At 46.5% G+C, this 24,137-nt stretch carries 13 protein-coding genes and 1 tRNA gene; 11 read left to right on the top strand and 3 right to left on the bottom strand.

The features are described 5' to 3' along the window. Positions 1-24: 24 nt before the first annotated feature. The 4 genes from ACJV2T_RS04165 to ACJV2T_RS04150 all read left to right on the top strand — a co-directional run bounded on the left by ACJV2T_RS04165 (position 25) and on the right by ACJV2T_RS04150 (position 2,806). Positions 25-312 carry a toxin-antitoxin system antitoxin subunit gene (locus ACJV2T_RS04165; RefSeq protein WP_419399234.1) on the top strand — a complete coding sequence of 96 codons (288 nt, stop codon included), beginning with the start codon at positions 25-27 and terminating at the stop codon, positions 310-312. Between the two features lie 340 nt (positions 313-652). Further along, a complete protein-coding gene (gene rplK / locus ACJV2T_RS04160) occupies positions 653-1,084 on the top strand; it encodes a 50S ribosomal protein L11 (RefSeq protein WP_004118588.1) in 432 nt (143 codons plus the stop codon). Positions 1,085-1,098: 14 nt separating this feature from the next. Then, positions 1,099-1,794 carry a 50S ribosomal protein L1 gene (rplA, locus tag ACJV2T_RS04155; protein ID WP_004106273.1) on the top strand — a complete coding sequence of 232 codons (696 nt, stop codon included), beginning with the start codon at positions 1,099-1,101 and terminating at the stop codon, positions 1,792-1,794. Between the two features lie 547 nt (positions 1,795-2,341). Further along, a complete protein-coding gene (locus tag ACJV2T_RS04150) occupies positions 2,342-2,806 on the top strand; it encodes a hypothetical protein (protein WP_419399233.1) in 465 nt (154 codons plus the stop codon). A 148-nt stretch (positions 2,807-2,954) separates the two neighbouring features. Here the strand turns inward: ACJV2T_RS04150 and ACJV2T_RS04145 are convergent, their stop codons facing one another. Together ACJV2T_RS04145 and ACJV2T_RS04140 are read right to left on the bottom strand one after the other, a co-directional pair. Further along, entirely contained in the window at positions 2,955-4,301 is a 1,347-nt protein-coding gene (locus ACJV2T_RS04145; RefSeq protein ID WP_419399232.1) for a PucR family transcriptional regulator, read from the bottom strand. A 15-nt stretch (positions 4,302-4,316) separates the two neighbouring features. Next, on the bottom strand, positions 4,317-6,347 hold the full coding sequence (locus ACJV2T_RS04140) for a DUF6020 family protein (protein ID WP_419399231.1): 2,031 nt from the start codon (positions 6,345-6,347) through the stop codon (positions 4,317-4,319). Between the two features lie 102 nt (positions 6,348-6,449). Here ACJV2T_RS04140 and ACJV2T_RS04135 point away from each other — a divergent pair, with 102 nt between their 5' ends. Beyond that, the gene (locus ACJV2T_RS04135) at positions 6,450-7,340 is read left to right on the top strand and encodes a biotin--[acetyl-CoA-carboxylase] ligase (RefSeq protein ID WP_419399230.1); all 891 of its coding nucleotides are present in this window, start codon (positions 6,450-6,452) and stop codon (positions 7,338-7,340) included. A 290-nt stretch (positions 7,341-7,630) separates the two neighbouring features. Here the strand turns inward: ACJV2T_RS04135 and ACJV2T_RS04130 are convergent, their stop codons facing one another. Next, on the bottom strand, positions 7,631-8,281 hold the full coding sequence (locus ACJV2T_RS04130) for a biotin transporter BioY (protein ID WP_419399229.1): 651 nt from the start codon (positions 8,279-8,281) through the stop codon (positions 7,631-7,633). Positions 8,282-8,486: 205 nt separating this feature from the next. Here ACJV2T_RS04130 and ACJV2T_RS04125 point away from each other — a divergent pair, with 205 nt between their 5' ends. The 6 genes from ACJV2T_RS04125 to ACJV2T_RS04100 all read left to right on the top strand — a co-directional run. Beyond that, the gene (locus ACJV2T_RS04125) at positions 8,487-10,418 is read left to right on the top strand and encodes an ATP-binding protein (RefSeq protein WP_419399228.1); all 1,932 of its coding nucleotides are present in this window, start codon (positions 8,487-8,489) and stop codon (positions 10,416-10,418) included. Next, positions 10,415-12,034, top strand: a complete 1,620-nt coding sequence (locus ACJV2T_RS04120; RefSeq protein WP_419399227.1) for an acyl-CoA carboxylase subunit beta — start codon at positions 10,415-10,417, stop codon at positions 12,032-12,034. Before ACJV2T_RS04125 ends, ACJV2T_RS04120 begins: the two co-directional genes overlap by 4 nt. 160 nt (positions 12,035-12,194) lie before the next feature. After that, a complete protein-coding gene (locus tag ACJV2T_RS04115; RefSeq protein ID WP_419399226.1) occupies positions 12,195-21,788 on the top strand; it encodes a fatty acid synthase subunit beta domain-containing protein in 9,594 nt (3,197 codons plus the stop codon). Between the two features lie 191 nt (positions 21,789-21,979). Next, the gene (locus ACJV2T_RS04110) at positions 21,980-22,480 is read left to right on the top strand and encodes a holo-ACP synthase (protein WP_419399225.1); all 501 of its coding nucleotides are present in this window, start codon (positions 21,980-21,982) and stop codon (positions 22,478-22,480) included. 119 nt (positions 22,481-22,599) lie between these two features. Next, positions 22,600-22,673 (top strand) — tRNA-Gly (locus tag ACJV2T_RS04105). 175 nt (positions 22,674-22,848) lie between these two features. Further along, a partial coding sequence (locus ACJV2T_RS04100) for a glycoside hydrolase family 25 protein (protein ID WP_419399224.1) occupies positions 22,849-24,137 on the top strand: 1,289 nt, incomplete at its 3' end.

The following is a 24,137-nucleotide window of genomic DNA, read 5'->3' as shown; positions in this document are numbered from 1 at the left end:
AAAGTATTGAGAGTTGGAGTGATTATGGCTAATTTTCGTGGTGAAGGTGGCGTTGATGTCACTGATGAAATGCTCGATAAATGGGAAAGTGATGCTGAAAAAGGTATCTATCATGGGAAAGCTGGTAATTTGCGTATTAAAAAGCCGCTTGGTAGACCGCCTCTTTACAAAGAAGCTATGTTGCCTATAACTTTTCGTATATCTGCTGAAGATGCTGATGCTTTAAAAGCTTCTGCGGATAAGCAGGGTGTGAAGATTGGGGATGTTGTGCGCGAAGCATGCAAACTGCTTCTTTCGCAGCAAGTGCGGTGATTGTTAAGCGTTTGCAAACTTCCGCTGTCTGTCTTTCAACTTTTGCTATTTTGCACTCAACTGGAAGTAGACTTCCAACTTTTGCTGTTGCGCAAAGATAACTATGCAAAAATAGCCGCAGCTTTCGTAATAGTGCGTGTCGCGAAGATGTGGCATAATAGGAAGGCTTGTGACTGGAGGAGGAATCCGCTAGCACAGCACAGCAATACAAGATGCGGGAGGAAGCTGCAAAACGGCTTTATAGCAACGTTTCGTAAGTGCTTTACTTCTGTAAGAAGCGACTATAGCAACGTTCGCAGCAACCGTTTGAACCGCTTGTACAAGAAAGAAGAACCATATTATGGCTCCGAAAAAGAAAGTCTCCGCGCTTATTAAGCTCGAGATTCAGGCTGGTAAGGCAAATCCAGCTCCACCACTGGGCCCAGCATTAGGCTCCCACGGCGTGAACATCATGGACTTCTGCAAGGCGTATAACGACCAGACGAAGGACAAGATGGGTCAGATCGTCCCAGTTGAGATCACCGTTTACGAAGATCGTTCCTTCACCTTCATTTTGAAGACCCCACCAGCCGCTGCTTTGTTGCTTAAGGCTGCTGGAATCCAGAAGGGCACCGAGAATCCATTGACTCACAAGGTTGGTTCTGTGACCAAGGCTCAGGTGCGCGAAATCGCCGAAATTAAGATGCCTGACCTCTCCGCACGTGACGTCGAGGCCGGTATGAAGATCATCGCGGGTACTGCTCGCTCGATGGGTATTACCGTTACCGACTGAAAGGGAGTGTAGAAATGGCTAAGCGTTCTAAGAAGTATCGTGAAGCGGCTGAGAAGATCGACCGCAATAACCTGTACACCCCAGCTGAAGCTATCGCTTTGTTGCAAAGCATGCCAAAGCACGCTTTCGACGAGTCCGTTGAGGCTGTTATGCGCCTTAACGTGGATCCTCGCAAGGCTGATCAGTTGGTTCGTGGCGTAGTTAACTTGCCAAACGGCACCGGTAAGACCGCTAAGGTTTTGGTGTTCGCTCGTGGCCCAAAGGCTACTGAGGCTCAGGAAGCTGGCGCCGACATCGTTGGTGATGACGAGCTTATCGAAAAGGTTGCCGGTGGCTTCCTTGACTTCGATGCAGTCGTTGCAACCCCAGATATGATGGGTAAGGTTGGCCGCTTGGGTCGTGTGCTCGGTCCTCGTAGCTTGATGCCAAACCCAAAGACTGGCACCGTGACTATGGATGTAGCCAAGGCTGTTGCTGATATTAAGGGCGGTAAGATTGAGTTCCGTGTGGATCGCCAGGGCAACCTGTCCTTCCTCTTCGGCAAGCTCTCCTTCGATGCTAAGGCTCTTGAAGAGAACTTCAAGGCTGTTGCAGACGAAATCCGCCGCTTGAAGCCAAGCACCATCAAGGGTCGTTACATTACTAAGGTAACTGTGACTTCCACGATGGCTCCTGGTGTTCCAGTTGATATCGCCAGCATCGCTGCCTGATTTATTGCTTGCATAGTTTGTGCGAAAGCATGACTGGTAAGTAGTAAATTAAGTTTAAAACTTATAAACGCTGAAAATGTGCTCTTTTGAGTCATGTTTTCAGCGTTTTTTTGTTACTCGCGTCACTGCGTTTCTGCGTTAATAACGAATAATTGAGGTTTTGCGTTACTGGTGCAGTACGCTATCTGCGTTAGTAACGCGAATAGGTTACGGGAGATGTTTTGGCGCGGGAGAGGTTGCGCCTATAGAGAATTCGCGACGCATGTAGGCTCACTGCGTGTTGTGTTTTGCGCGAAGTTCTAAACATTCTCTTATACTACTAGTAGTTTGTTTATTGCAAAAAATGCCCTTATTTAGGTGTTTTTCTTTAAAATGCTTTCTATTTGTAAAAAAGTGGTGTACCCTGTGTTATTGTAATCTAGATTGGTTTATTCCGAGTTGGTTTATTCCGAGTTGGTTTATTCCAGTTTTAATATTGGTATCTGGCTTCTGCGTTTTAGCACTAACTTTTTTGCAGGGGTTAGATAAAAGAGATTGAAGGTCTAATATGTTAAAGAAGAAGACCATTGCAGCTTTTGCTGCAGCTGCTACTTTGCTTGCAGGTTGTGCTTTTGCTGCTCCAGCAATGGCTCAGGATGAAGATCATACTGTACTTACTGAGTACGGTACTCCAGATCCATTGAATGGACAAAATTTGTATCCAGAGACTCATGAGGCTCCTGCTAATCCTGAGGGCTATACTGATCCTACCCAGGTTCCTGATAGGAATCACTGCTACAAGAACTCCTTGGGCACTGTAGTTTGCGAGCCTGCTACATATACTTTGTACAACAAAGCTACTACTAGCGACTTCCATGAGAACGATAAGAAGCCAGCTCCAGCTCCAGCTAAGCCAGCTCCAGCTAAGCCAGCTCATAAGCTTCCTCCTACCGGTGCTGCAGTAGCTATGGTTGCTGTAGTTGCTTCTGCTCTTGCCGGCATGGGCGCTGCTCTTCGCAAGATTCGTCACTAAATTAGTGTTGTAAGCACAAGCCAATATATTCTTATTCCTTGTGCTTACTTTTTCTTGCACTTTAGCGTGTGGTGTGAAACCTTTGGTTTTGCGCCGCACGTTTTTTTTGTTTGTAAAATTAGAGTTATTGTGAATCGCGAATTTAGACTTAGTGTGAATCGCGAATTCTGCCAATTGTTATAGCTGTTTGCAGCACATAAGCGGCGCGCGGATCCGTAGCATCCCATCCTGTAGTTTGCGCAACTTTACGTAAACGATAACGCACAGTATTTGGATGCACATTAAGTTCGTGTGCTGTTTGGTCGAGAGCTCCACCAAAGCGCAAGAACATATCAATAGTTTCCAAAGTCGGATCGTCGTGGCTGTAAGGAGCCAAGCTTTGATAAACCTTGTTGTAAAGAGTATCAAAAGCTGTGGCATCGCCAATAAGCGCTCGCTCTGGAAGCAAATCATCCGTGTGAATTATTTGCTGCAAATGTTTTACTGCTGGAGCAACAGCAATCGCGGCAAGCGTAGCAGTAAGAGCGGAAGAAATCTGCTCAACTCCTTCAACCATGCTGCTGACACAAATCGGTTTATTAGAATTTTCAAAAACTTTGCACAGCTTCTCTAAAGCCTGATCGCTAGGATTTTCGCGCACAGCAAGCAGAATAATGTGAGAAGGTGCTGCAAAATTAGAAGAATTTTTTGTAGATGCCGATATCAGTGCTTGCGTTTTTTGCCAAGCTCCCGTAATGCGTTGCAAAGCACTACTTTGTGCGCGCTCAACTATCGCATCGTAAGCATTGCAACTGCCGAGCTGCGGCCAAATATTTCGGCGCAAAGTGTCAGTGTTATCAGGTGGAATATCTGGTGCTGGCTTGCGATTTGGCCCGTCATCTGGCTTAATTGCAGTGCCGAAAGTTCCTGCAATAACAATAACTTTTGGCGAATCTGACCATTGAAGCAAATGCATGAAAGCGTCAATGCGAGCATCTGCAATACCATTCATTAAGCACGTTGCAATAATCGAATGTAATTGCAAACGCATCGCAGCGTCAAAAACTTGACCATCACGATTGTCGAAAATTCTAAGCGGCTCCGAGCTAGTTGATTTTTGCGCGCTGGGCAATGGAGTAAAACTCGGTGAATTATTGCCTCTACTATTTTCAGAAGATTGACTTGAACGACTAGAGCGACTTTGATTTGATGAAAGACGATGCCACAAGTGGTGCTTGTGCTTTTCTTCGTTTTCTTGCTCTGATTTAGAAGAGCTCTCTTGATCATTTGATACAGCGTTTACTTGCGTTTTGTTTAACTGTTCATTTTCAAGAGAATTGGCAATATTAGAATCTTCCGCATGATTTTCTGCTGCCTGTACGCTTGCTAGTATCGAAAGAAAATCGCTACTAAGTAAGTTGTTTTCCTCAAGTTTATCTTCATGATTCTCTTCGGACATAACAGAAGAAGCAGCGCTGCTATCTTGCGCAAACTGAGGTGTATTCTTCTCGTCCATCTTATGCCTTTGATCCTAACATTCTTTACTATTATAGCGCGCTTGAGTAAAAGTATCTCGCCAAAAAGTAAGCGCTACAAAGCAGAAAACAAAAGCTAACGGTAGCATATGCCGATCAAAATTATTAGCTGGAGCAAGAATCATAACTCCAACTAGCAAGGCAAGTGGAATATGCCATAACAATGTACGCCAACGGCGAAGAATAATTTCTGCAACACCAATAAGTAGTGTAAAAATAACGAAAGTATTTCCGTGAATTGGCCAACTTAAAACAGGAATATCGCTAAACGTGCTAATATCTTCTGCAAATTTAGCTCTCCACTTAGGATTCCAATATTTAATCCAATCAGATTTCTGTATGCTGTCAGTGTCTATGTAATATTCTGGTCCAACATACGGGCGGTCAAAAATATCAAAGTATCCGTAAGTCTTCGCAAGAAAAGCGTCAGTTGCAACGAGGGGACTATGCGTAATCATTTGCCACCAAGCGAAATCTAATTTACGGATATTATCTTTAGTAACGTATCTCCAACGATAACTCACTTTTTTAGACTGCAATCCGGAAGATTTCACAGGGTCTGCGTCATAAGGTTTGTATGCTTCTGCAGTTTGATCCAGATTAAAAATTGGTGCAATAATGCGCTTTGCGCTACGTGGTATGCTATGCGGATCGAGCTTAGCTATACGTGCAATTTGTTGTAACTGAATGCCACGACTCTCAATAGGATCGCCGCTAATAATAGCACCGCTCGAAATAAGCATAATTAACGAGCCGTGAATCACAACGATTGGAAGCAAAATTCCGCAAACCCACAAACGCCAGCGTTTGCGCTCAAAAATAACTAAAAGCACGAATTGAAAAACCAGAATATACCAAGCGTATTTTGCAGCAATAAGCATTACGCACACTGAAATAATTAATTCCAAAACAGTGTGAAGTCTAGGCTTTTGCGCACTCGGCTTTGTGCCAGGTGTATTTTCAGTGTCGTTCGCATGATAGCAATTAGTTAACTCGTAATTTATGCCAAACCACCAAACAAAAGCGAACGCAAAAAGCGGAGATTTTGTAAGCGCAATAGTTGAGCACAACACAAGCGGATTAAGCAAAAACATAAGCAGAATAACAAATCTTGCAAAAGTTGTTGTGTTGCAATTCGTTGAGCTAGATTCTGCGTTAAGCCAAGGTTTGTTTAAGAAGCGGTGTGCTGTTGCGCAAACGCACCATGCTGCAAATGCAAATTGCATGAAAGCAAGAAGTACAATTCCAGCGTCATTTGAGTCGGTAAAGTATCTGGAGACTGCTGTTGTTGCGCCATAAATAACAGTTAGAACAATGTTGTGCTGATCTGTTAAATAAGTTGGGTGAGGTGGCCACAAGTAGTGCGCAGTTGGGTAAATATCCATTGGGACAAAGCTAAAGAAGCCGATATAAGGCTGATCTAAGCCTGTAACTTTATTCCAAGTCCAACTGTACTCGCGAATTTGCGAGCATATGTCTGCTCCGTATGCGGCAAGTAACGTAGCTGGAACCCAAATCCAACCCACGAAAAAAGTAAGAAATAGGTTTCTTCTGTTGCGAGTGGAGTGGTTAATAAACCATTTAGCGCAATTAAAAAATAGTTTTGCAGATTTTAAAAGAAAATGCGAAATATTGCGGAAAATAGTGTGTTTAGTAATAAATTTTTGTAATTTTGACTGTTTTTTATTTTCGCTATTTTTTCTTAACGCAATTGACTTTATTAATTTCGTAAAAGGTTGATATTTAGGCAAAAACTTTTTATTTTTACCGTAGTAAATAAGCGCAGCCAATATTAGTGCGTATATTATGAAGGCAGCAACGAAAATAAAAGCATTAACTGACGAAAAATCAGCGATTGACCCTAAATGAACTTTAATATTTTGACTGCGGAAAATTGGCCCCAAGCTAGTGCAAAAAGCAAGTATAAAACATAACAAAGCAGCAAGAGTGTAATCTAAAAAACGTGCTGCAATAGCACGCAATTTGCGCGGCTTTTCGTACTGCGTTTTGCGACGTATGCGCTCCATGTGTTAACACCTGCTTAATTGATGCCTAGCTACTTTGTTTGTTATTGCGCGCAAAACATGCAATGACGCGCGCAAAAATATGATCTGATGTAAATTATACATATGACTATTTTTTCTTCGCAAAGTGTGGCATTGATGCCGCAGACCTCAGAAGTAGCAGATTTGGTAAAATATTTCGCAATTACAGATTCTACGCAAAATATTGCGCGAGAAATGATACAAAAAGGCGAAATAATCGCGCGAGATGACGGAAAGCCAGCAATAGTTGCGATTGTGGCAGACGAGCAAACAGCAGGTCGCGGCAGGCTTGGACGCGCGTGGGTAAGCCGACCGGGAGAAAGCTTTTTAGTTTCATTCGTAACTTTGCTGCCGAAGTCAATTGTTATGGACGCAAGTCACAATGGGTGGCTGCCTATTATTGCAGGGCTTGCAGCGCGTGACGCACTTCTAGAAACGTTTAAAGAGTGCGGAAGCTCGCCAATGCACGGTGATGCTTGCGCGATAAAACTTAAATGGCCTAACGACGTGTTTTTGCACGATTGCAAAGAAGGCGGAATATTAACAGAAATCGTAGCTGATCCAAGCAAGGATGATGTTATTGGAGTAATTTTTGGAATTGGATTGAATTTGCACGTGCCGCAAGAAGTATTGCCAATTAAAATGGCAACTTCGCTGCAAATGCATATGACTGATTTGCCGGAAGCTAAAGAATTGCGCGATGAGATTGCTGCGAAAATCGTTACTGGATTGCGTTCTAGACTTGCTGATTTTATGCGCGATTATCCAAGTAACGCTGCAGATTTGCTTCAAGAAGTAAATGGTGTGTGTTGGACTCTTGGGCGCGAAGTTAACGTGCATCCAGTTGACGGAAGTGTGGTGACAGGAACTGCTGTGCGGCTTGGAGAAGATGCATCGCTTACGATTCGTGAGGCATCTGGCGAGGAGATCGTGGTAAAAAGCGGCGATGTGCACGCAGTTGCGTATGAAAAATGAGATTAAGTAAAAACGCTCCAAACGCGAGGAACTATGCGCACATTTGTGGACTTATGCACCACCCAAGTCCACAAAACCGAGACAACATTCGCGCATTTGTGGACATACTCCCACTGCAAGTCCACAAACGCGAGACAACATGCGCGCATTTGTGGACATACACCCACTGCAAGTCCACAAACGCGAGTTTCGTAAGCGAGCGCATAGCGCGCGAGCATGGCAGTTTTATGGAAACATTTGCCGGAGATTTTCCGACAAATGTTCCCGTTTAGAGCATTTAGATTTATTCGTTACGCGCGCTTTTTATTAAGTGCGTTGTACAAGCCGGAGCAAGCTGCGCTCGCAACAAAAGCCTTAATCAAATCGCCAATCATGAAGATAATCAAGGTTGCAGCAGCAGTTGAAAGTGGCATGCCAGTTAAGTAGCTTTGACCGAAAATGCCGAATGCGTAAATCACAATCGTGCCGATTATAGAAGCTACAGAGTAAGTGCAGAAGCGTGCGAAAGTCTTCTTGAAGGAGTTTTCTGGCATCATTGCGTCAAGAGCTACGTCAAATACGCGCTTCAAAGCAGCGGTTGCAGCAACGCCAAAAATGAAACCGGCTAAGAATCCTGCAGTAGGGCCGACGAAAACAGCCCAGCCGCCCTTAAAGCCAGCAAACACAGGCAAACCTGCTGCGCCAACAGCAAGATACATAACTACAGAAGCTACGCCTTCGCGCCAGCTCAAAGTTAAACCAATAATGCACAAAACAAGAGTTTGCAACGTAATAGGCACAGGAGTAATAGGAAGATAAATTGCGCCTGCCATAGTAGAAAGAGCCAAAAGCACAGTGAGAAGTGCTGGCTTTGCAAGCCATGCTGCAGCTACTTTCAACTTATTTGCAACGTTTAAATTTGCTGATGCTGTTGCTGCATTATTTTGATTTATGTTAGTCATGAAAACCTTCTTTTGGTTATTTCCGGTTTGCCGTTTGCAGCTAATAGGTTGTCAATTAAACGGTTTTGCCGGTTGTTTTCCGTTTCGCTAATCACATTACGTGCCTAAAAAATCATGTGCATTGGAGAAGTGTACAAAATTTTGCTCTAGCTTTTGTGTATGTCGACTCATCCGTAAACGCAACTTTTCTAATATCTTGTAACGTATGGTTACGAATATCAAAAAAATTCTCATCGCAAACCGCGGTGAAATCGCCTTGCGAGTTATTCGCACGGCTCACGAAATGGGCATTTCTACCGTTGCTATTTACGCACCGACTGATCGCAATGCGCAGTTTGTAGAAATGGCAGACGAAGCGTACGCACTTTCCGGAGACACGTATCGCGATACTTATTTAAACGAAGATGCGATTCTTGACATTATTAAAAGAAGCGGCACGGATGCTGTGCACCCGGGTTACGGTTTCCTTTCGGAAGTTGCATCTTTTGCGAAAAAAGTTAACGATGCTGGGGTTATTTGGATTGGTCCGCGCCCGGAAGCTCTTATTGATTTGGGAGATAAAATTACGGCTCGTCGCGTGGCAGTTCGCGCGAAAGTGCCGCCAGTTCCAGGCATTTCGGAGCCTGTAAAAGATATTCGAGAACTTTTAACTTTTGCGCAAACGCACGGCTATCCTGTGATGATGAAGCGCACGGATGGCGGCGGCGGACGCGGCATTACAGTCGTTCGTAACGACGACGAGTTGCGCGGTTTTTACATGAATCATGACGCTCTTCAGGGCGGCGACTTAGACGAATATTTTATTGAGCGTTTTATTGACAAAGCTCGCCACGTTGAAACGCAGTGTGGCCGCGACGCTCACGGAAATTTCACCGTATATTCCACGCGCGATTGCTCGGTGCAGCGCCGAAACCAAAAGCTGGTTGAGGAAGCTCCTGCACCGTTCTTGACTGACGATGAAAAAGATCAGCTTTACCGATATTCTCGTAACCTATTTGAAGCTGTTGACTACGTTGGTCTTGGCACGTGCGAATATATGGTGACTTCTCAGCATAAAGTCTACTTCTTGGAAGTTAATCCGCGATTGCAAGTTGAGCACACGGTTAGTGAGGAAGTTAGCGGACTTGATTTAGTGCGAGAACAGCTCAATATTGCTGACGGCGGCGAGTTGATTAAGGATCCAGAGCCTCGCGGACACAGCTTCGAGCTTCGCATTACTTCGGAAGATCCTGCTACGAATTTGACTCCAAGTTCCGGCACTTTGACGAAGATTAAGTGGCCTTCCGGCCCTGGTATTCGAGTCGATTTTGGTGTTGAAGTTGGCGATAATATTTCGCCAAAATTCGATTCGATGATGGGCAAGCTTATTATTACTGCGCAAAGTCGCGAAACTGCTGTTGCTCGCGTGCGTCGCGCTTTGAAGGAACTTTGCATTGAGGGCGTGCCAACTCCAGCGAAACTTTTTGAGCAGATTTTTAACGACCCTGAGTTTACTGCGGAAAATCACAGTTTTGACGTGTCTACTAAGTGGATGGAACGCAAGTATTTGAACCGCGTTCCTGCAGCTTCCTTGGGTGGGCAGCCGGCTTCGCTTGTTTCTGGAAAGTCTGCTGATGAGTCCGAAAATAAGCAGCCTGCAATGGAATCCTTCATTATTGAGGTTGATAATAAGCGCGTAAAGCTTACGATTCCGCAAGATATTGTTGACAATTTGACTGGTTCTGCGCGCGTTCGTAGCGTTTCTAGAGCTTCGCAGCCGCTTCGTGGACGTTCGCTTCGCGGCAGTACTCACAAATCTGAAGAACAAAAGCAGATTCCTGGCGTAATCGCAGCGCCTATGCAAGCTGTTATTACGCGCGTGAATGTTGCTGAAGGCCAGCAGGTTGCCAAGGGTGATTTGCTTGTGGTGCTTGAGTCTATGAAAATGGAAAATTACGTTTACGCTCCTGCAGCTGGTACTGTTACTGGAATTTTTGTGGGGCCTGGTGACGGCGTGGAATCGGGTGCAAAGCTTGTGACGATTGACATTTCTGGTTCAAATAAGGGAGATTCGTCTGAAGGTGAGAAGTCTTCCGAAAAGTCTTCCGAAAAGTCTTCCGAGAAGTCTTCCGAAAAGCCGGAAGGAGAGCAGAAATGAGCACTTTAGTAAAAGAAAAGTCTGAAATTTCGGAGAAAAGTGTGAATAATTCTGACGAAACAAACTTGCAGCCTCGTCGCGGAAAAGCTGCAGTTCAGCACGCAGCACAACTTGCTCGTGACGCAGAACAAAAAGCTTTAGAACGTCAGCACGCAAAAGGCAAAAGCACTGCTCGCGAGCGTCTCGACCTGCTTTTTGACACAGGCTCATTCGTGGAAATCGGACGCTTTAACGGCGGTGACATAAATAACGATGTTGCCGGATGCGCTGTAATCACCGGTTTTGGCGAAGTTTACGGACGCAAAGTTGCTGTGTACGCACAAGACTTTTCTGTGCGCGGCGGAACTTTAGGCAAAGCTGAAGGCGAGAAAATCTGCCATCTTTTAGATATGGCTGTTGAACTTCGCGTGCCAGTTGTTGCTGTAATTGATTCCGGCGGCGCTCGCATTCAGGAAGGCGTGAGCGCGCTTATGCAATACGGTCGCATCTTCAAAAAAACTTGCGAAGCGAGCGGCTTGATTCCGCAAATCTCAATTATTTTGGGTCCTTGCGCTGGTGGTGCAGTTTATTGCCCTGCATTGACGGATTTGATTATTATGACTCGCGAGCACTCAAATATGTTCGTAACTGGCCCGGATGTTGTTAAAGCTGCAACCGGCGAGGCTATTAGCATGGACGATTTGGGCGGCGGTCTTGTGCATAACGCAACTTCCGGTGTCGCTCACTATTTGGGTGAAGATGAAGCGGATGCAATTGACTACGCGCGCACAGTTTTGGCTTATTTGCCATCTAGCTGCGAGGCAGAGCCTCCAACTTTTGCATACGCTGCAACGCGCGCGGATCGCGAAACTGCGCGCGAGTTGGCAAGTATTGTGCCGGATAACGACCGTCAGCCTTACGATGTGCTCGACGTGATTCGCAGAATAGTTGACTACGGTGAGTTCGTGCAAGTGCAAGAATTGTATGCTGCTTCTGCAGTGGTTGGTTTCGCTTGCATTGAGGGTCATCCTGTTGGAATCGTAGCAAATCAACCGAAGGTGAACGCTGGTATTTTGGATGTAAATTCTTCTGAAAAAGTTGCGCGATTTGTGCGATTGTGCGATGCGTTTAATTTGCCTGTGGTGACTTTGGTTGATACTCCTGGCTACAAGCCTGGTTCGGATCAAGAGCACGCAGGAATTATTCGCAGAGGTGCAAAAGTGATTTATGCGTACGCGAATGCGCAAGTTCCGCTTGTTACAGTTATTTTGCGCAAGGCTTTCGGTGGAGCTTATATCGTTATGGGTTCCAAGTCGATGGGTGCGGACGTAAATTACGCGTGGCCAACCAGCCAGATTGCGGTTTTGGGTGCGCAAGGCGCTGTGAATATTATTCACCGCAAGGATTTGCAAAAAGCTAAAGAGCGTGGGCAAGACGTTGCTGCTCTTAGAAAGCAGCTGGTTGACGAGTATGAGGCGACTACTGTTAATGCAAATCTTTCGTTGGAAACTGGTCAGATTGACGCAATGATTGACCCGGAGCAGACTCGCGATATGATTGCCGGCTCATTGAAGCTTTTGCGCAGTAAAAAGCGGGTTTTCAGAACTGGAAAGCATCACGGAAATCAGCCAATGTAAGCAGATTTATAAAAATTATAGGAATTATCAAACGTATAACTAAAAACTATAGGGATGATAAGTACATATAACTAAAAACTATAGAACTTACAAAACTTATAAACCTTACAAAACTTACAGAATTTATAAAACTTATACAAATCGACGAGAAGGAAACATCATGACAACATACTTTTTCGACCAACTCGCTAATAATCCGCATGCACTCGTGTTTGCAGGTCAGTCAACTCCGTGGGTTGACTCTTTGCGCGAGCTTAGTTCAGACGAAGAATTAAACGCGGAACTTCACGAGTATGAAGCAGGCGCAAAAGCTTTGCTGTCGCCAATTTATTCTGAGCTTTTAGCAAATGCAGGCGGCGACATAAACGTGTTTGATGCGCTAGAAAATAAGCATATTAACGCTGCAAACGCGCTTCTTAGCGTGCCTGGAATTACGCTTGCACAGTTCGGTGCAGTGCGCGACTTAACAAATCTTGGATACAACTTTGAAGTAAACAAGCCGTGCGCAGTTTTGGGTCATTCTCAAGGCGTAATCGCAGCAGAAATGGTAAAAGCTCGCATAAAAGCAAAGTCTTGGCAGAAGGCTCGCGCTCAAATCGAAGAATTACTTGCAATTGCCTACTTAATTGGAGCTGCAGGAGATCGCGAATCTCGCATGCTTGAAATTACTGGTGACGGCGAGCACACGCCAATGCTGTCACTTAAAGGAGTTACTAAAAAGCAGGCAGAAGCGTTAATTTCACGCGTAGAGCGCACGCGCGGTGAAGTGTCAATTGCTGTTAAAAACGCTTACAATCACGTGGTTATTGCAGGATACCCGGAAGATATGGAAGCTGTTGCAAACGAAGCGCAAAAAGAAACAAAGCGTTCGAAAAAATTGCGCGAAATGAAAGTTCGCGGTGGAGCTGTATTTGCGCCAGTTGCTGAATATTTGGATGTTACAGTGCCATTCCATTCTCCAATGCTTCAATCTGCAGTTGAGCAGGTAGTAGAGTGGGCAAATGAGGCCGGCTTGAACACTACAGTTGCTCGCGAATTGGCTGATGCAGTGCTTGTAACTCCTGTTGATTGGGCTGCGCAAATTGGCGAAGTTTTGGAGCAGAACGACGCGCGCTCGCTTTGGATTTTAGACATGGGTCCTAGCGAAGTGCTCGGAAAGCTTACTGGAGTGCTTGTGCAAGGAACAGGCGCTGGAATAGTAGAGGCTGCTACATTGCGCTCGCGTGCAGAGCTTTCAACAGCTGACTCTGCTTCTGAGCCAGAGCGTACGGGCTGCTGGGCTGATTTTGCGCCTAGAGTCATCAACACGCCTGCAGGACGCAAAGTACTTACTAAATTTAGCAAGCTTACAGGCAAAGCTCCTGTGCTTCTTGCAGGAATGACACCAACGACAGTAGAGCCGGAAATCGTTGCTGCAGCAGCAAATGCTGGTTACTGGGCTGAGCTTGCTGGAGGCGGTCAAGTAACTGCAGAAGTTTTCGATCGTCATATGAAGTCTCTTGAAAATCAGCTTCGCGAAGGCGCAACTATTGAATTTAACGCCATGTTTATGGATCGTTACCTGTGGAATTTGCAATTTGGTTCGAAGCGAATCGTGCCAAAAAAGAGGCAGTCGGGAGCTCCTATTGATGGCGTGGTTATTTCTGCAGGCATTCCAGAACTTGACGAAGCTAAGGAATTAGTAGCATCTTTGCAAGCTGATGGATTCCCTTACGTAACGTTTAAGCCAGGAACAGTTGACCAAATTCGTCAAGTTGTGCGAATTGCTAAGGCTGTTGCTCCAGCCACGATTATTGTGCAGGTTGAGGGCGGTGCTGCAGGCGGTCACCATTCGTGGGAATCTCTTGACGATTTGCTTATGACAACTTACGCGCAAGTGCGCGAGTGCGAAAATTTGGTGCTTGTTGCAGGCGGCGGTATTGGCACTCCTGAGCGTGCTGCAGACTACATTTCTGGCGAATGGGCGAATGAATACGGTTTGCCAAATATGCCAGTTGATGCTGTAATGATTGGCACAGCTGCAATGACAGCAAAAGAAGCGCATACAAGCCCTGAAGTAAAGCGTATGCTTGTGGAAACTCCGGGTATTGCGATGCCGAAATCTTCTAGCATTGAAGGTTTTGATGAGGATCCGTTCGCGCCAATGGGTGAGCGTTGGGTGCCTTCTGGCAAAGTTATTGGTGGTGTGACGAGTGGTTTAAGCCATTTGCATGCAGATATTTACGAGTTAGAAAACGCTTCTGCTCGCTGCGGTAGATTGCTCGTTCATATGATGAAACATCCTGAAGAGCTTGAATCACGTCGCGATGAAGTAATCGAAGCACTTAACTCTACTGCAAAGCCATATTTTGGTGACGTAGAAAGCATGACTTACTTGCAATTTGCTCAACGTTTCCTAGATTTGGCATACCCTTGGGTGGATCCGACTTACGCAGATCGCTACATGCATTTGTTGCAGCGTATTGAAGCGCGTTTAATTAATCAAGATTCAGGCGAATTTACTTCTATTCTGCCTTCTATTGAAGAAGTTTCTAAGCACCCTCAAGCTGCTTTATATACGCTGATTGATGCGTTGCCTCAAGCTCGCGAGATGAACGTTGTGCCAATGGATGCCGCATGGTTCCCAACTTTAGTGCGCGAATACCCGAAGCCAATGCCATTCGTGCCAGTTATTGACAACGATTTGTTGCGTTGGTGGGGTCAAGATCAGCTTTGGCAGTCAGAAGATTCGCGCTACTCGGCAGACGCTGTGCGCGTAATTCCAGGACCGATTTCCGTGGCTGGAATTACGACTATGGATGAGCCGATTGCGGATATTCTAGGACGTTTTGAAGCAGCTATGCTCAATCGTGCAGAATCTGGAGCGGAAACTGGAGTAGAAGCAGAAAATAAGGAAAACGCTGCAAGCAAGTCTTCAAAATCTGCTTTTAGTCAGATTGCTGATGCTAAAAACGTTGAAGCTTACGTGCGTGCATGCCCGAATATTTCTTGGGTTGGTCATGTAACTGCAAACCCTGCTTACGGAACGTCTTTAGGAGACGAAAATTACGTAATTACAGTAACTTCTACTAATAATGACGTAATTTCGCTTGATTTAGATATTAAGTTAGATACATTCTGGGATAATCAAGAAAATCAGGAAGCACAGAATGCTGCTAAACACTCTACAAAAAACGCTGCAAACTCGCCAAAACGCAAGCATGCAGTACGAGATATTGTAATTCCGCTAACTGTTGACGCAAGTCAAGCTGGAAGCATACCAGTAGTAGACCGCGAGCGCTTGCCAAAGCACGTGTACGAAATGCTTGCAGCAACCGCAGGTATTGGAAATACTGCGATTACTGGCGATGTGCTTGACGCTATGCCTAAGGTTGAAACAGTAAAAGAAGATGGCAGTTTGGCGAAATTGCCGGAAGATTTGCTGGAAGAGGGATATAGAGATTTCCCATTTGGATTGGTTCATTCTTCCTATACTTTCTCGAGAAATCTTGGAATTGATCACGAGTCTGCTACTGCTGGAAGACTTCCAGATGGATTGCTTGCTTCTCGCATTGTGCCAGACGCGTTAGTAGGTCCTGCTTGGCCAACTATTTACTCGGCTTTGGGTTCCGTAATGGTTGATGGCTACCCGATTATTGAGGGTCTGCTTAACGCTGTTCACCTAGACCATTTAGTAGAGCTTGACGTCGATGCCGAAGATTTCCGCAAGTATGTTGATAAGCGAATTAATTTACTAGGCTGGGCTGAGCCGTATGCAGAATCCGCTTCCGGACGCGTGGTAACTATTCACGTAGTGCATACTGCGGCTGACGGCACGCGACTTGCACACGAAACCGAGCGTTTTGCTATTCGTGGACGAAGCTTCAGCAATGCGCTTCCTGCTCCAGCTGCGCAATATGGCGAAGCTGCAGGATTGCACGGATACGAAATTGAAGATACGCCTCGCAGAGCTTTGCGCAGAGTAGTAGTTCGCGCTCCTCACGATATGACCGCTTTCGCGCGTACTTCTGGAGATTTCAACCCAATCCACACTTCTAAGCGAGGTGCTGCAATTTCCGGGCTTTCTGCGCCTCTTGTACACGGTATGTGGCTTTCCGCAACAGCTCAACATGTTGCTCAAGCAGTTGATGAAAAAGGTGCTCGCTACGAGCTCATTGGCTGGTCATACAACATGTACGGCATGGTTCAGCTTGACGACGAAGTAGAAATCACAGTTGAACGCGTTGGAAAAGTTCGTCGCGGCGGACTTGCTTTGGAAGTTACGTGCAGAGTTGATGGGCAAATCGTGTCTAAAGCAAGCGCGCTTACTCGCGCTCCACGCGCAGCATTCGTATACCCAGGTCAGGGTATTCAAAAGCAAGGAATGTCGCTGGATGAGCGTGCAAAGTCGCCTGCAGTGCGCGATACTTGGGAGCGAGCAGACAAGCTTACTCGCGAAAAGCTTGGATTCTCAATCCTCGCAGTCGTGCGCGATAATCCGAAGGAACTTACTGCTCACGGCGTAACTTATCACCATCCTGAAGGATTGCTTAACTTAACGCAATTTACGCAAGTTGCGCTCGCAACAGTTGCCTTTGCACAAACCGCGCGTTTGCGTGAAGCAGGATGCGATATTTGGCCTGCTTACTTTGCAGGACACTCGCTTGGTGAGTACAATGCTTTGAGCTCCTTCGCGCAAATTATTCCGCTCGAAACTGTGCTTGAATTGGTGTTCCACCGCGGATCTACAATGCATCACTTGATTGAGCGCGATGCACAAGGTCGCTCGAACTACCGCATGGGTGCTCTTCGACCAAACCAGTTTGGAGTATCAGACGAAGGCGTAAACGCTTACGTTGATGGTATTTCCAAGGCTACTGGCGAATTCTTGCAAATTGTAAACTACAACTTGGCAGGTCAGCAGTACGCAATTGCTGGAACTATTAAGGGCTTGAAGGCATTGGCTGCAGACGCTTCTAAGCGCGCTAAGGAGTATGGTGGCAAGCCTCCATTCATGTTTGTTCCAGGAATTGACGTGCCGTTCCACTCTCGAATTCTTCGAAAGGGCGTGCCGGAATTCCGCGACAAGCTCGATTCGCTTCTGCCAAAGTATATTGACTACTCTGTGCTTGTGGACCGCTATATTCCAAACCTTGTGGCTTGCCCGTTTGAGCTTACGCGAGAATTTGCGCAAAAGATTTTGGATGTTGTGCCATCTGAGCGCATTGAAGCAGCTTTGGAAGATGAAACTACATGGCAGTCTTACGCTGCTGATGAGCAAAAGCTCGGTCGTTTGTTGCTTACCGAATTGCTTTCATGGCAATTTGCTTCTCCAGTTCGCTGGATTGAAACGCAGGCTCTTATGTTTGCCGATCGCGCTCGCGGTGGTCTTGGCGTTGAAGAGTATGTTGAAGTTGGTTTAGGAAACGCGCCAACTTTGGCAAATCTTGGTGCTAAAACTCTTGCTTTGCCGGAGTTTAGTGGCGAAAAAGTGACTGTTTACAACGTTGGTCGTGATGAAGGCCGCGTTTATATGACTGACACGGATTCGCTTGTGCCTGAAGTGTTTACTGAGGAAGATAGTCAAGAAGCAAGTAGCACTGCTGATGTGACTGCTGCTCCTGCAGCTCCTGCCGCAAATGTTGCCTCTGCTGCTCCTGCGGCTTCTGCTCCTGCAGCTAATGCAGCAGCAAGCGGACCTGTAGCAGACTTGCCATTCAAAGCATCTGACGCAATCTCAATGCTTATTGCGTATAGTGCAAAAATCCGTCTTGACCAAATCGGCGACACTGATACAACTGATACGCTCACAAACGGCGTATCTTCGCGCAGAAACCAGCTTCTTATGGATATTAGTTCCGAGCTTGGCGTGGCTAGCGTGGACGGTGCTGCAGAAGCTCCAATGAGTGCGTTGCGAAAGCTTGTGGATTCGGTTGCTCCTCGCTACAAGGCTTTTGGTGCAGTGCTTTCCGATATTGTGCGCGAACGTTTGCGTGCGCTTTTCGGTGCTGCAGGTGTGAAGCCAGCGCAAATCGACAAGCGTATTTCGGAAGTCTGGCAGCTTGGCGAAGGCTGGCGTGCGCACGTGCTTGCGGCTCTGGTTTTGCAAACGCGTGAAGGTGCTAGCGTGCGCGGTGAAAATCTTGCGCAACTTTCAACTGATCCTGCAAAGAATACTGCTGCAGCCGACGCTTTAATCGACTCGGCTATACAGCAAGTTGCACAAGCTCACGGCGTTAGCGTTTCTCAGCCTGGCGCTGCTGGCGCAGCCGGTGGTGCTGTTGTTGATTCTGCAGCTCTTGACGCTTTTGCGCAGCAAGTTGTTGGCGCAGACGGCGTACTTGCTGCAACAGCTAAGTTTGTGTTAGCAAAGCTTGGTGTTGAAGCTCCTAAAGCAGAAACTGAAAGTGACGAAAATGCTGCTGTTGTAGCTGCTGTTGAAGCAGAATTAGGTGCGGATTGGCCAAAGCAAGTGGCTCCTCGATTTGATGAGCGAAAGGCGATTCTTTTCGACGACCGCTGGGCTTCTGCTCGCGAAGACGTTGCTCGCTTGTACTACAAGTATGCCGGAAAGAATGTTGATATTCAGGTAAATGAAGTTTCTGAAATCTTAAATGATTTTGGTAGTTTCCTCGGTGCCGGGGAAGCAGTAGCTTCGGAAGCTGAGTGGTTTGCAAGTCTTTCTAAATCTCGCGAATTAAACAATCTTGCAACAATATTTAATAGTATTGCTCGCGATTCTCGCACTAAACTTGCGCAAAACAACGCTGATACTGCTCAAGCAACTCGTTTTGCAGGAGAAGTTGCAGTAGTTACAGGCGTTGCTCCTAACTCGATTGCTGCTCGCGTAGTAACGGGCTTGCTTAAGGGTGGAGCTACGGTTATTGCAACTTCGCACAGTTTCAAGCCGAGCGTTAAGTCTTGGGCAAAGAAAGCGTATCGCGAAAACGCTCAAATGGGCGCAAAGTTGTGGCTTGTTCCAGCAAACTTGTCTAGCTACCGCGATGTCGACGCGCTTGTAAAGTGGGTTGGCACAGTTTCGAAGAAAGTTAGCGGCGCAACAACTACGATTTTGAAGCCTGCGTACGAGCCGAGTATGTTCTTCCCGTTTGCAGCGCCTCCAGTTCACGGTACTTTGGCTGATTCTGGTTCGCTTTTTGAATCGCAATCTCGCTTAATGCTGTGGGGAGTGGAGCGTGCAATCGCTGGATTTGCGCAAATTGGAGCAGATACGGATGTGCAACATCGTATGCACGTTGTGTTACCTGGATCTCCAAATCGCGGTATGTTCGGCGGCGACGGTGCCTATGGCGAAGTCAAGAGCGCTTTCGATGCGATTGTGAACCGTGCGCATGCGGAAAGTGTGTGGTCGGATCGCGTGACTTTCGCGCATCCTAAGATTGGATGGGTGCGTGGAACTGGCTTAATGGGCGGAAATGATCCGCTTGTGGCTGTAGTTGAGCGTCACGGATTAACTACCTACTCTACGCAAGAAATGGCAGATCGTTTGCTTGATTTGTGCACTCGCGAGGCGCGCGAACAGGCAGCAATTGCACCTTTGGATGTTGATTTTACGGGCGGATTAGGCAAGGAGCCTCTTGATTTGAATGCTCTTCGTGCAGAAGCGTTGGAAGATCAAAAGCGTGCGGAAGAAGCAGAAGAAGCTGCGGAAGCTGCAGAATCTGGCGAGTCTGCTGCTAAATCAACCGCTAAATCAACTGCTAAATCAACCAACAAAGCACTCCCAACGCCTTACGTTCCAACTCAGCCACGAGTCAACTTGGCTGATTGGAAGAATGTGACAGCGCGTCCAGAAGACGAAATTGTAATCGTCTCCGTTGGCGAGCTTGGGCCATGGGGTTCCGGGCGTACTCGTTTCGAAGCAGAACTTGGAATTCGCGAAGACGGATCCGTGGAGCTTTCTGCAGGAGCAGTACTGGAATTGGCTTGGAATATGGGCTTGCTTACTTGGCAAGACTCTCCAAAGCCAGGCTGGTACGATGCTGAAGGCACGCTTGTTCCAGAAGAAGATATTGCAGAGAAATATCGCGATGAAGTAGTGGCACGTTCCGGTATTCGACCATTCGAAACCGGCATGGGCGGCGACTACAAGGATGGAGCAAACGAAGAAGAAGCAGAAATCTTCCTCGATCACGATGTGAGTTTCAGCGTTCCAACAGAAACAATTGCGCGCGAATACGTGGCACTTGACGAATCGCATACTGAGATTGCTCGCGATGCAGAATCAGGCGAATGGACTGTTACGCGCAAGGCAGGTTCTATGATTCGCGTGCCGCGTAGGGCTGCAATGACCAGAACTGTCGGTGGACAATTCCCTAAGGGCTTCGATCCGCTAAAGTGGGGCATTCCAGCTTCGATGGTTGGAAGCGTTGACACGATTGCGTTGTGGAATATCGTCACAACAGTGGATGCTTACATTTCCGCCGGTTTCACACCTTCGGAGATTTTGCAATCTGTGCATCCGTCAATGGTTGCTTCCACGCAAGGAACCGGTTTCGGTGGCATGAGCTCAATGCGAAAACTGTACTTGGATCGCTTCCTTAACCACGAAATTCCTACGGACGTACTGCAAGAAGCGCTACCAAACGTTGTTGCAGCTCACGTAATGCAAACCTATATCGGCGGCTATGGAAATATGGTTCAGCCGGTGTCTGCATGCGCAACTGCAGCGGTTTCGCTCGAGGAAGGCGTCGATAAGATTGCTCTTGGCAAAGCTGACTTCGTAGTAACTGGCGCAATTGACGATATCGGTGTGGAATCCGTGGTTGGCTTCGGCAACATGAACGCAACTGCCAATAGCGAAGAAATGTATGCGAAGGGCATCGATCCACGATTCTTCTCTCGCGCAAACGATCGCAGACGTGGAGGCTTCCTTGAAGCACAAGGCGGCGGTACGATTTTGGTTACGCGCGGCGATATTGCTTTGAAGCTTGGTTTGCCTGTTGCTGGCGTAGTCGGGTTCATTCATTCGTATGCTGACGGCATTCATACTTCTATACCTGCTCCGGGCTTGGGTGCTTTGGCTGCAGGCATGGGTGGAGCTAAGTCTAAGCTCGTGCGCGATTTGGCAGCTCTCGGCGTTACTCCGGACGATATTGCTGTGGTTTCTAAGCACGATACGTCTACGAATGCAAACGATCCAAACGAATCCGAGTTGCACAATACTCTTGCGCACGCAATCGGGCGCACGGACGGCAATCCACTGTTCGTAATCAGCCAAAAGACGCTGACCGGACACGCAAAGGGCGGCGCGTGCATCTTCCAAATCAACGGTTTGACGCAACTGTTTAGAAGTGGCGTAATTCCTGGAAACGCATCGCTTGACTGCGTGGATCCTAAGCTTGCGCGCGACGACCACATGGTTTGGTTGCGTGAGCCGATGCGCATTGGCGATGGTGCAGGCTCTTGTGCAGTGAAGGCTGCTCTTGCAACTTCGCTCGGTTTCGGTCACGTTAGCGGATTTGTGGCATTGGTTCATCCTGGTGCTTTTGAAGCTGCTGTTGCTGCTAGCGCCGGTTCTGATGCTCTTAAGAATTGGCGTAACAAGGCAAATGCGCGTTTGGCTGCAGGCCAGAGGCGATTTGAGGAAGGCATGATGGGTCGATCTGCTTTGTTCGAGCCTGTTGAGAATCGTCACTTGCTGAAGGATGGCACGCGCCTTCCGGATGGCACTCGCTACGACGGTCACGAAGCGGAAAAGGCGATGCTGCTTAATCCTGAAGCTCGCCTTAACGCGAACGGATACTACTGCTAGGTATAAGTAGTCGCAAATGTAAAGAAAAGGTCGGATTTTATCTTAAATCCGACCTAAATTTTACGCGCGTGTAAAATAAAGGTCGTTTTATCGCCTTAATACGGCAGAAACTTTACAGTTGTGTAAAATAAAGGTCGTTTCCGCGCCAAAAAACGGCAGAAACTTTACAGGCGCGTATAAAGTAGGTGTATATGATTGCAGGAATAGGGCACGACTTAGTAAACGTTGCGCAGTTTGCTGAGCAGATGCAGGATGGCAACGGTTGGCGTGCTCTGTTTTCTGTGCGAGAGCTTCGGCAATGTGATCTTCGTGCGCAAGCTAAGAATGATGAAAAAGCTTTACATATTGCAGCACGTTGGGCTGGTAAAGAAGCTGTGATTAAAGCGTGGTCTGAGGCGTTGTCTACAGCAAATATCTCTTACCCGTATACTTTAGATAACATGCCGTGGGCGAGTATTGAGATTCTTAACGATTCCCATGGTTGCCCACGAGTTATTCTCAGCGCAGATGTGCATTCGCAACTTGTAAAATCGCTTTTAAGTGCGCACAGCGAGTGCGTGGATAGTAGCGAGCATATAGCTAATAGCTATCGCGTAGCTAATATCCGTTGGCATATTTCGCTCAGCCATGACGGATTATTAGACGATAATTCAGCTTTCGCATCATCTGTTGTAATGCTTGAAGTCTTATAGAAGAATTGAATTAAAAGAAAAATATGTTTGGCGCTCTTGTGTCAATGTCACAAGCATCTGTATACTTGAACGAGTCGATATTTGTGCGTGAATATTTCGTGCGAATATAGTGCGTAATTGCGGACGTAGCTCAATGGTAGAGTCTCAGTCTTCCAAACTGATTACGCGGGTCCGATTCCCGTCGTCCGCTCCATTTTTTATTTTTGCTTTGTGCGTTGTAATTTGTTTTTGCTTTGTTTTTTGTAATTTCTTTATTGCAATTTGTTTTTTGCATTTCTTTTATTTCAATTTTTTATAAAAATCGCATATTTTACATATTATTTTCACATTTTCATTGAATTTATGCTTGTTATTAGGGTGCTATTGCTATGGTAGTAGCGAAGAAACACGTAAAAAACATGTCTGGAGGACTCGTGGGACAGATTATCGTACGTGTATTAGTTGGATTAGTGTCGGCTGCTACTGCTTTCACTATGAATGTCGTTGCGCCGCAAAAATCTTCATCGGTTGAACATATGCGTACTAATGTGCATGCAAATGTGCATTCTAATGTGCATACCAAAAATGTCATTATGCCTATTATTCAATCGCATTCTGGCACTGTGTATCAGAGCTCGTTTGTCGATAATGAGTATGGTGCACACTGGAGCGATGGCGATGGTACTTCGGCTTTTATCGATGGAAATGATGATGTGTTTGTCAATAACGCTAAGGCGGTTATTGATGTTTCTGAGCATCAAAAAGAAATTGATTGGGATGCTGTAAAAGCTTCTGGAGTAGATGGTGCGATTATTCGTATTAGCTATGGCTGGGATAATGGCTATGACAAGCAAGCTTTGCGCAATATTAGCGAATGCAAGCGTCTTGGTATTCCATTTGGCATTTACATGTATTCTTATGCTGAAAAAGCTGAAGATGGTGCTGCTGAAGGTGCAGACATTGTAAATCTTTTAAGGGGTGCTGGAGTAAGCCCTCAAGATCTAACGTATCCTGTTTATTACGATTTGGAAAGGTGGAGCTGGAGTGGTCATAAACCACCAACATCCCCATACGTTTACCAGGATATTGTTGCTTCATGGTGGAATCAGTTAGTTTCTGCAGGCTACAATAAGCTCGGCGTTTACTCTTATGCAAATTATTTGAGAGGACCATTAAATTCTCAGTATATTCACGAACGTACAAGCTGGGTTGCTAGCTACGGTTCTCGCGTAGGATTCCCTATTTCTACAGCGTTGCGCGGATGGCAGTACACTTCCGACGGCAGCGTTGACGGAATTGATGGTCGCGTTGATTTGAACGCATTCGGCATGGCTGATGGCGGCGAAATTAACGGTGTATCTGAGTTTGGTAACGTTATTACTAATGTTAATCCTTCTGGAGAAACGCGAAACTATGGTAGCTGGACTGTAAAGAGTTCTGGTCGTCGTGAAACATGGACTAATGGAGGCGAGAAGTTTGTGCTCCAGTACGAGCTTCGCGATTCATATTATGCTCATGGCGGTCCTGGTCGTCTTGGTGCTCCTGTTGCGCAAGAGGAGAATATAGGTGGCGGCTGGTGGCGTCAGCGTTGCCAGAATGGTGATGTTTGGACGCATGGTAAGGATAAGAAGTTTGTGATTCAGTTTGAGCTTCGTGATTCTTACTATGATCATGGTGG

The sequence above is a fragment of the Gardnerella phocaeensis genome, assembly GCF_048545075.1.
GTDB lineage: Bacteria > Actinomycetota > Actinomycetes > Actinomycetales > Bifidobacteriaceae > Bifidobacterium > Bifidobacterium vaginale_J.
Note: the sequence above shows the minus strand (reverse complement) of the source record. Positions and strands in the feature narration are given on the sequence as shown.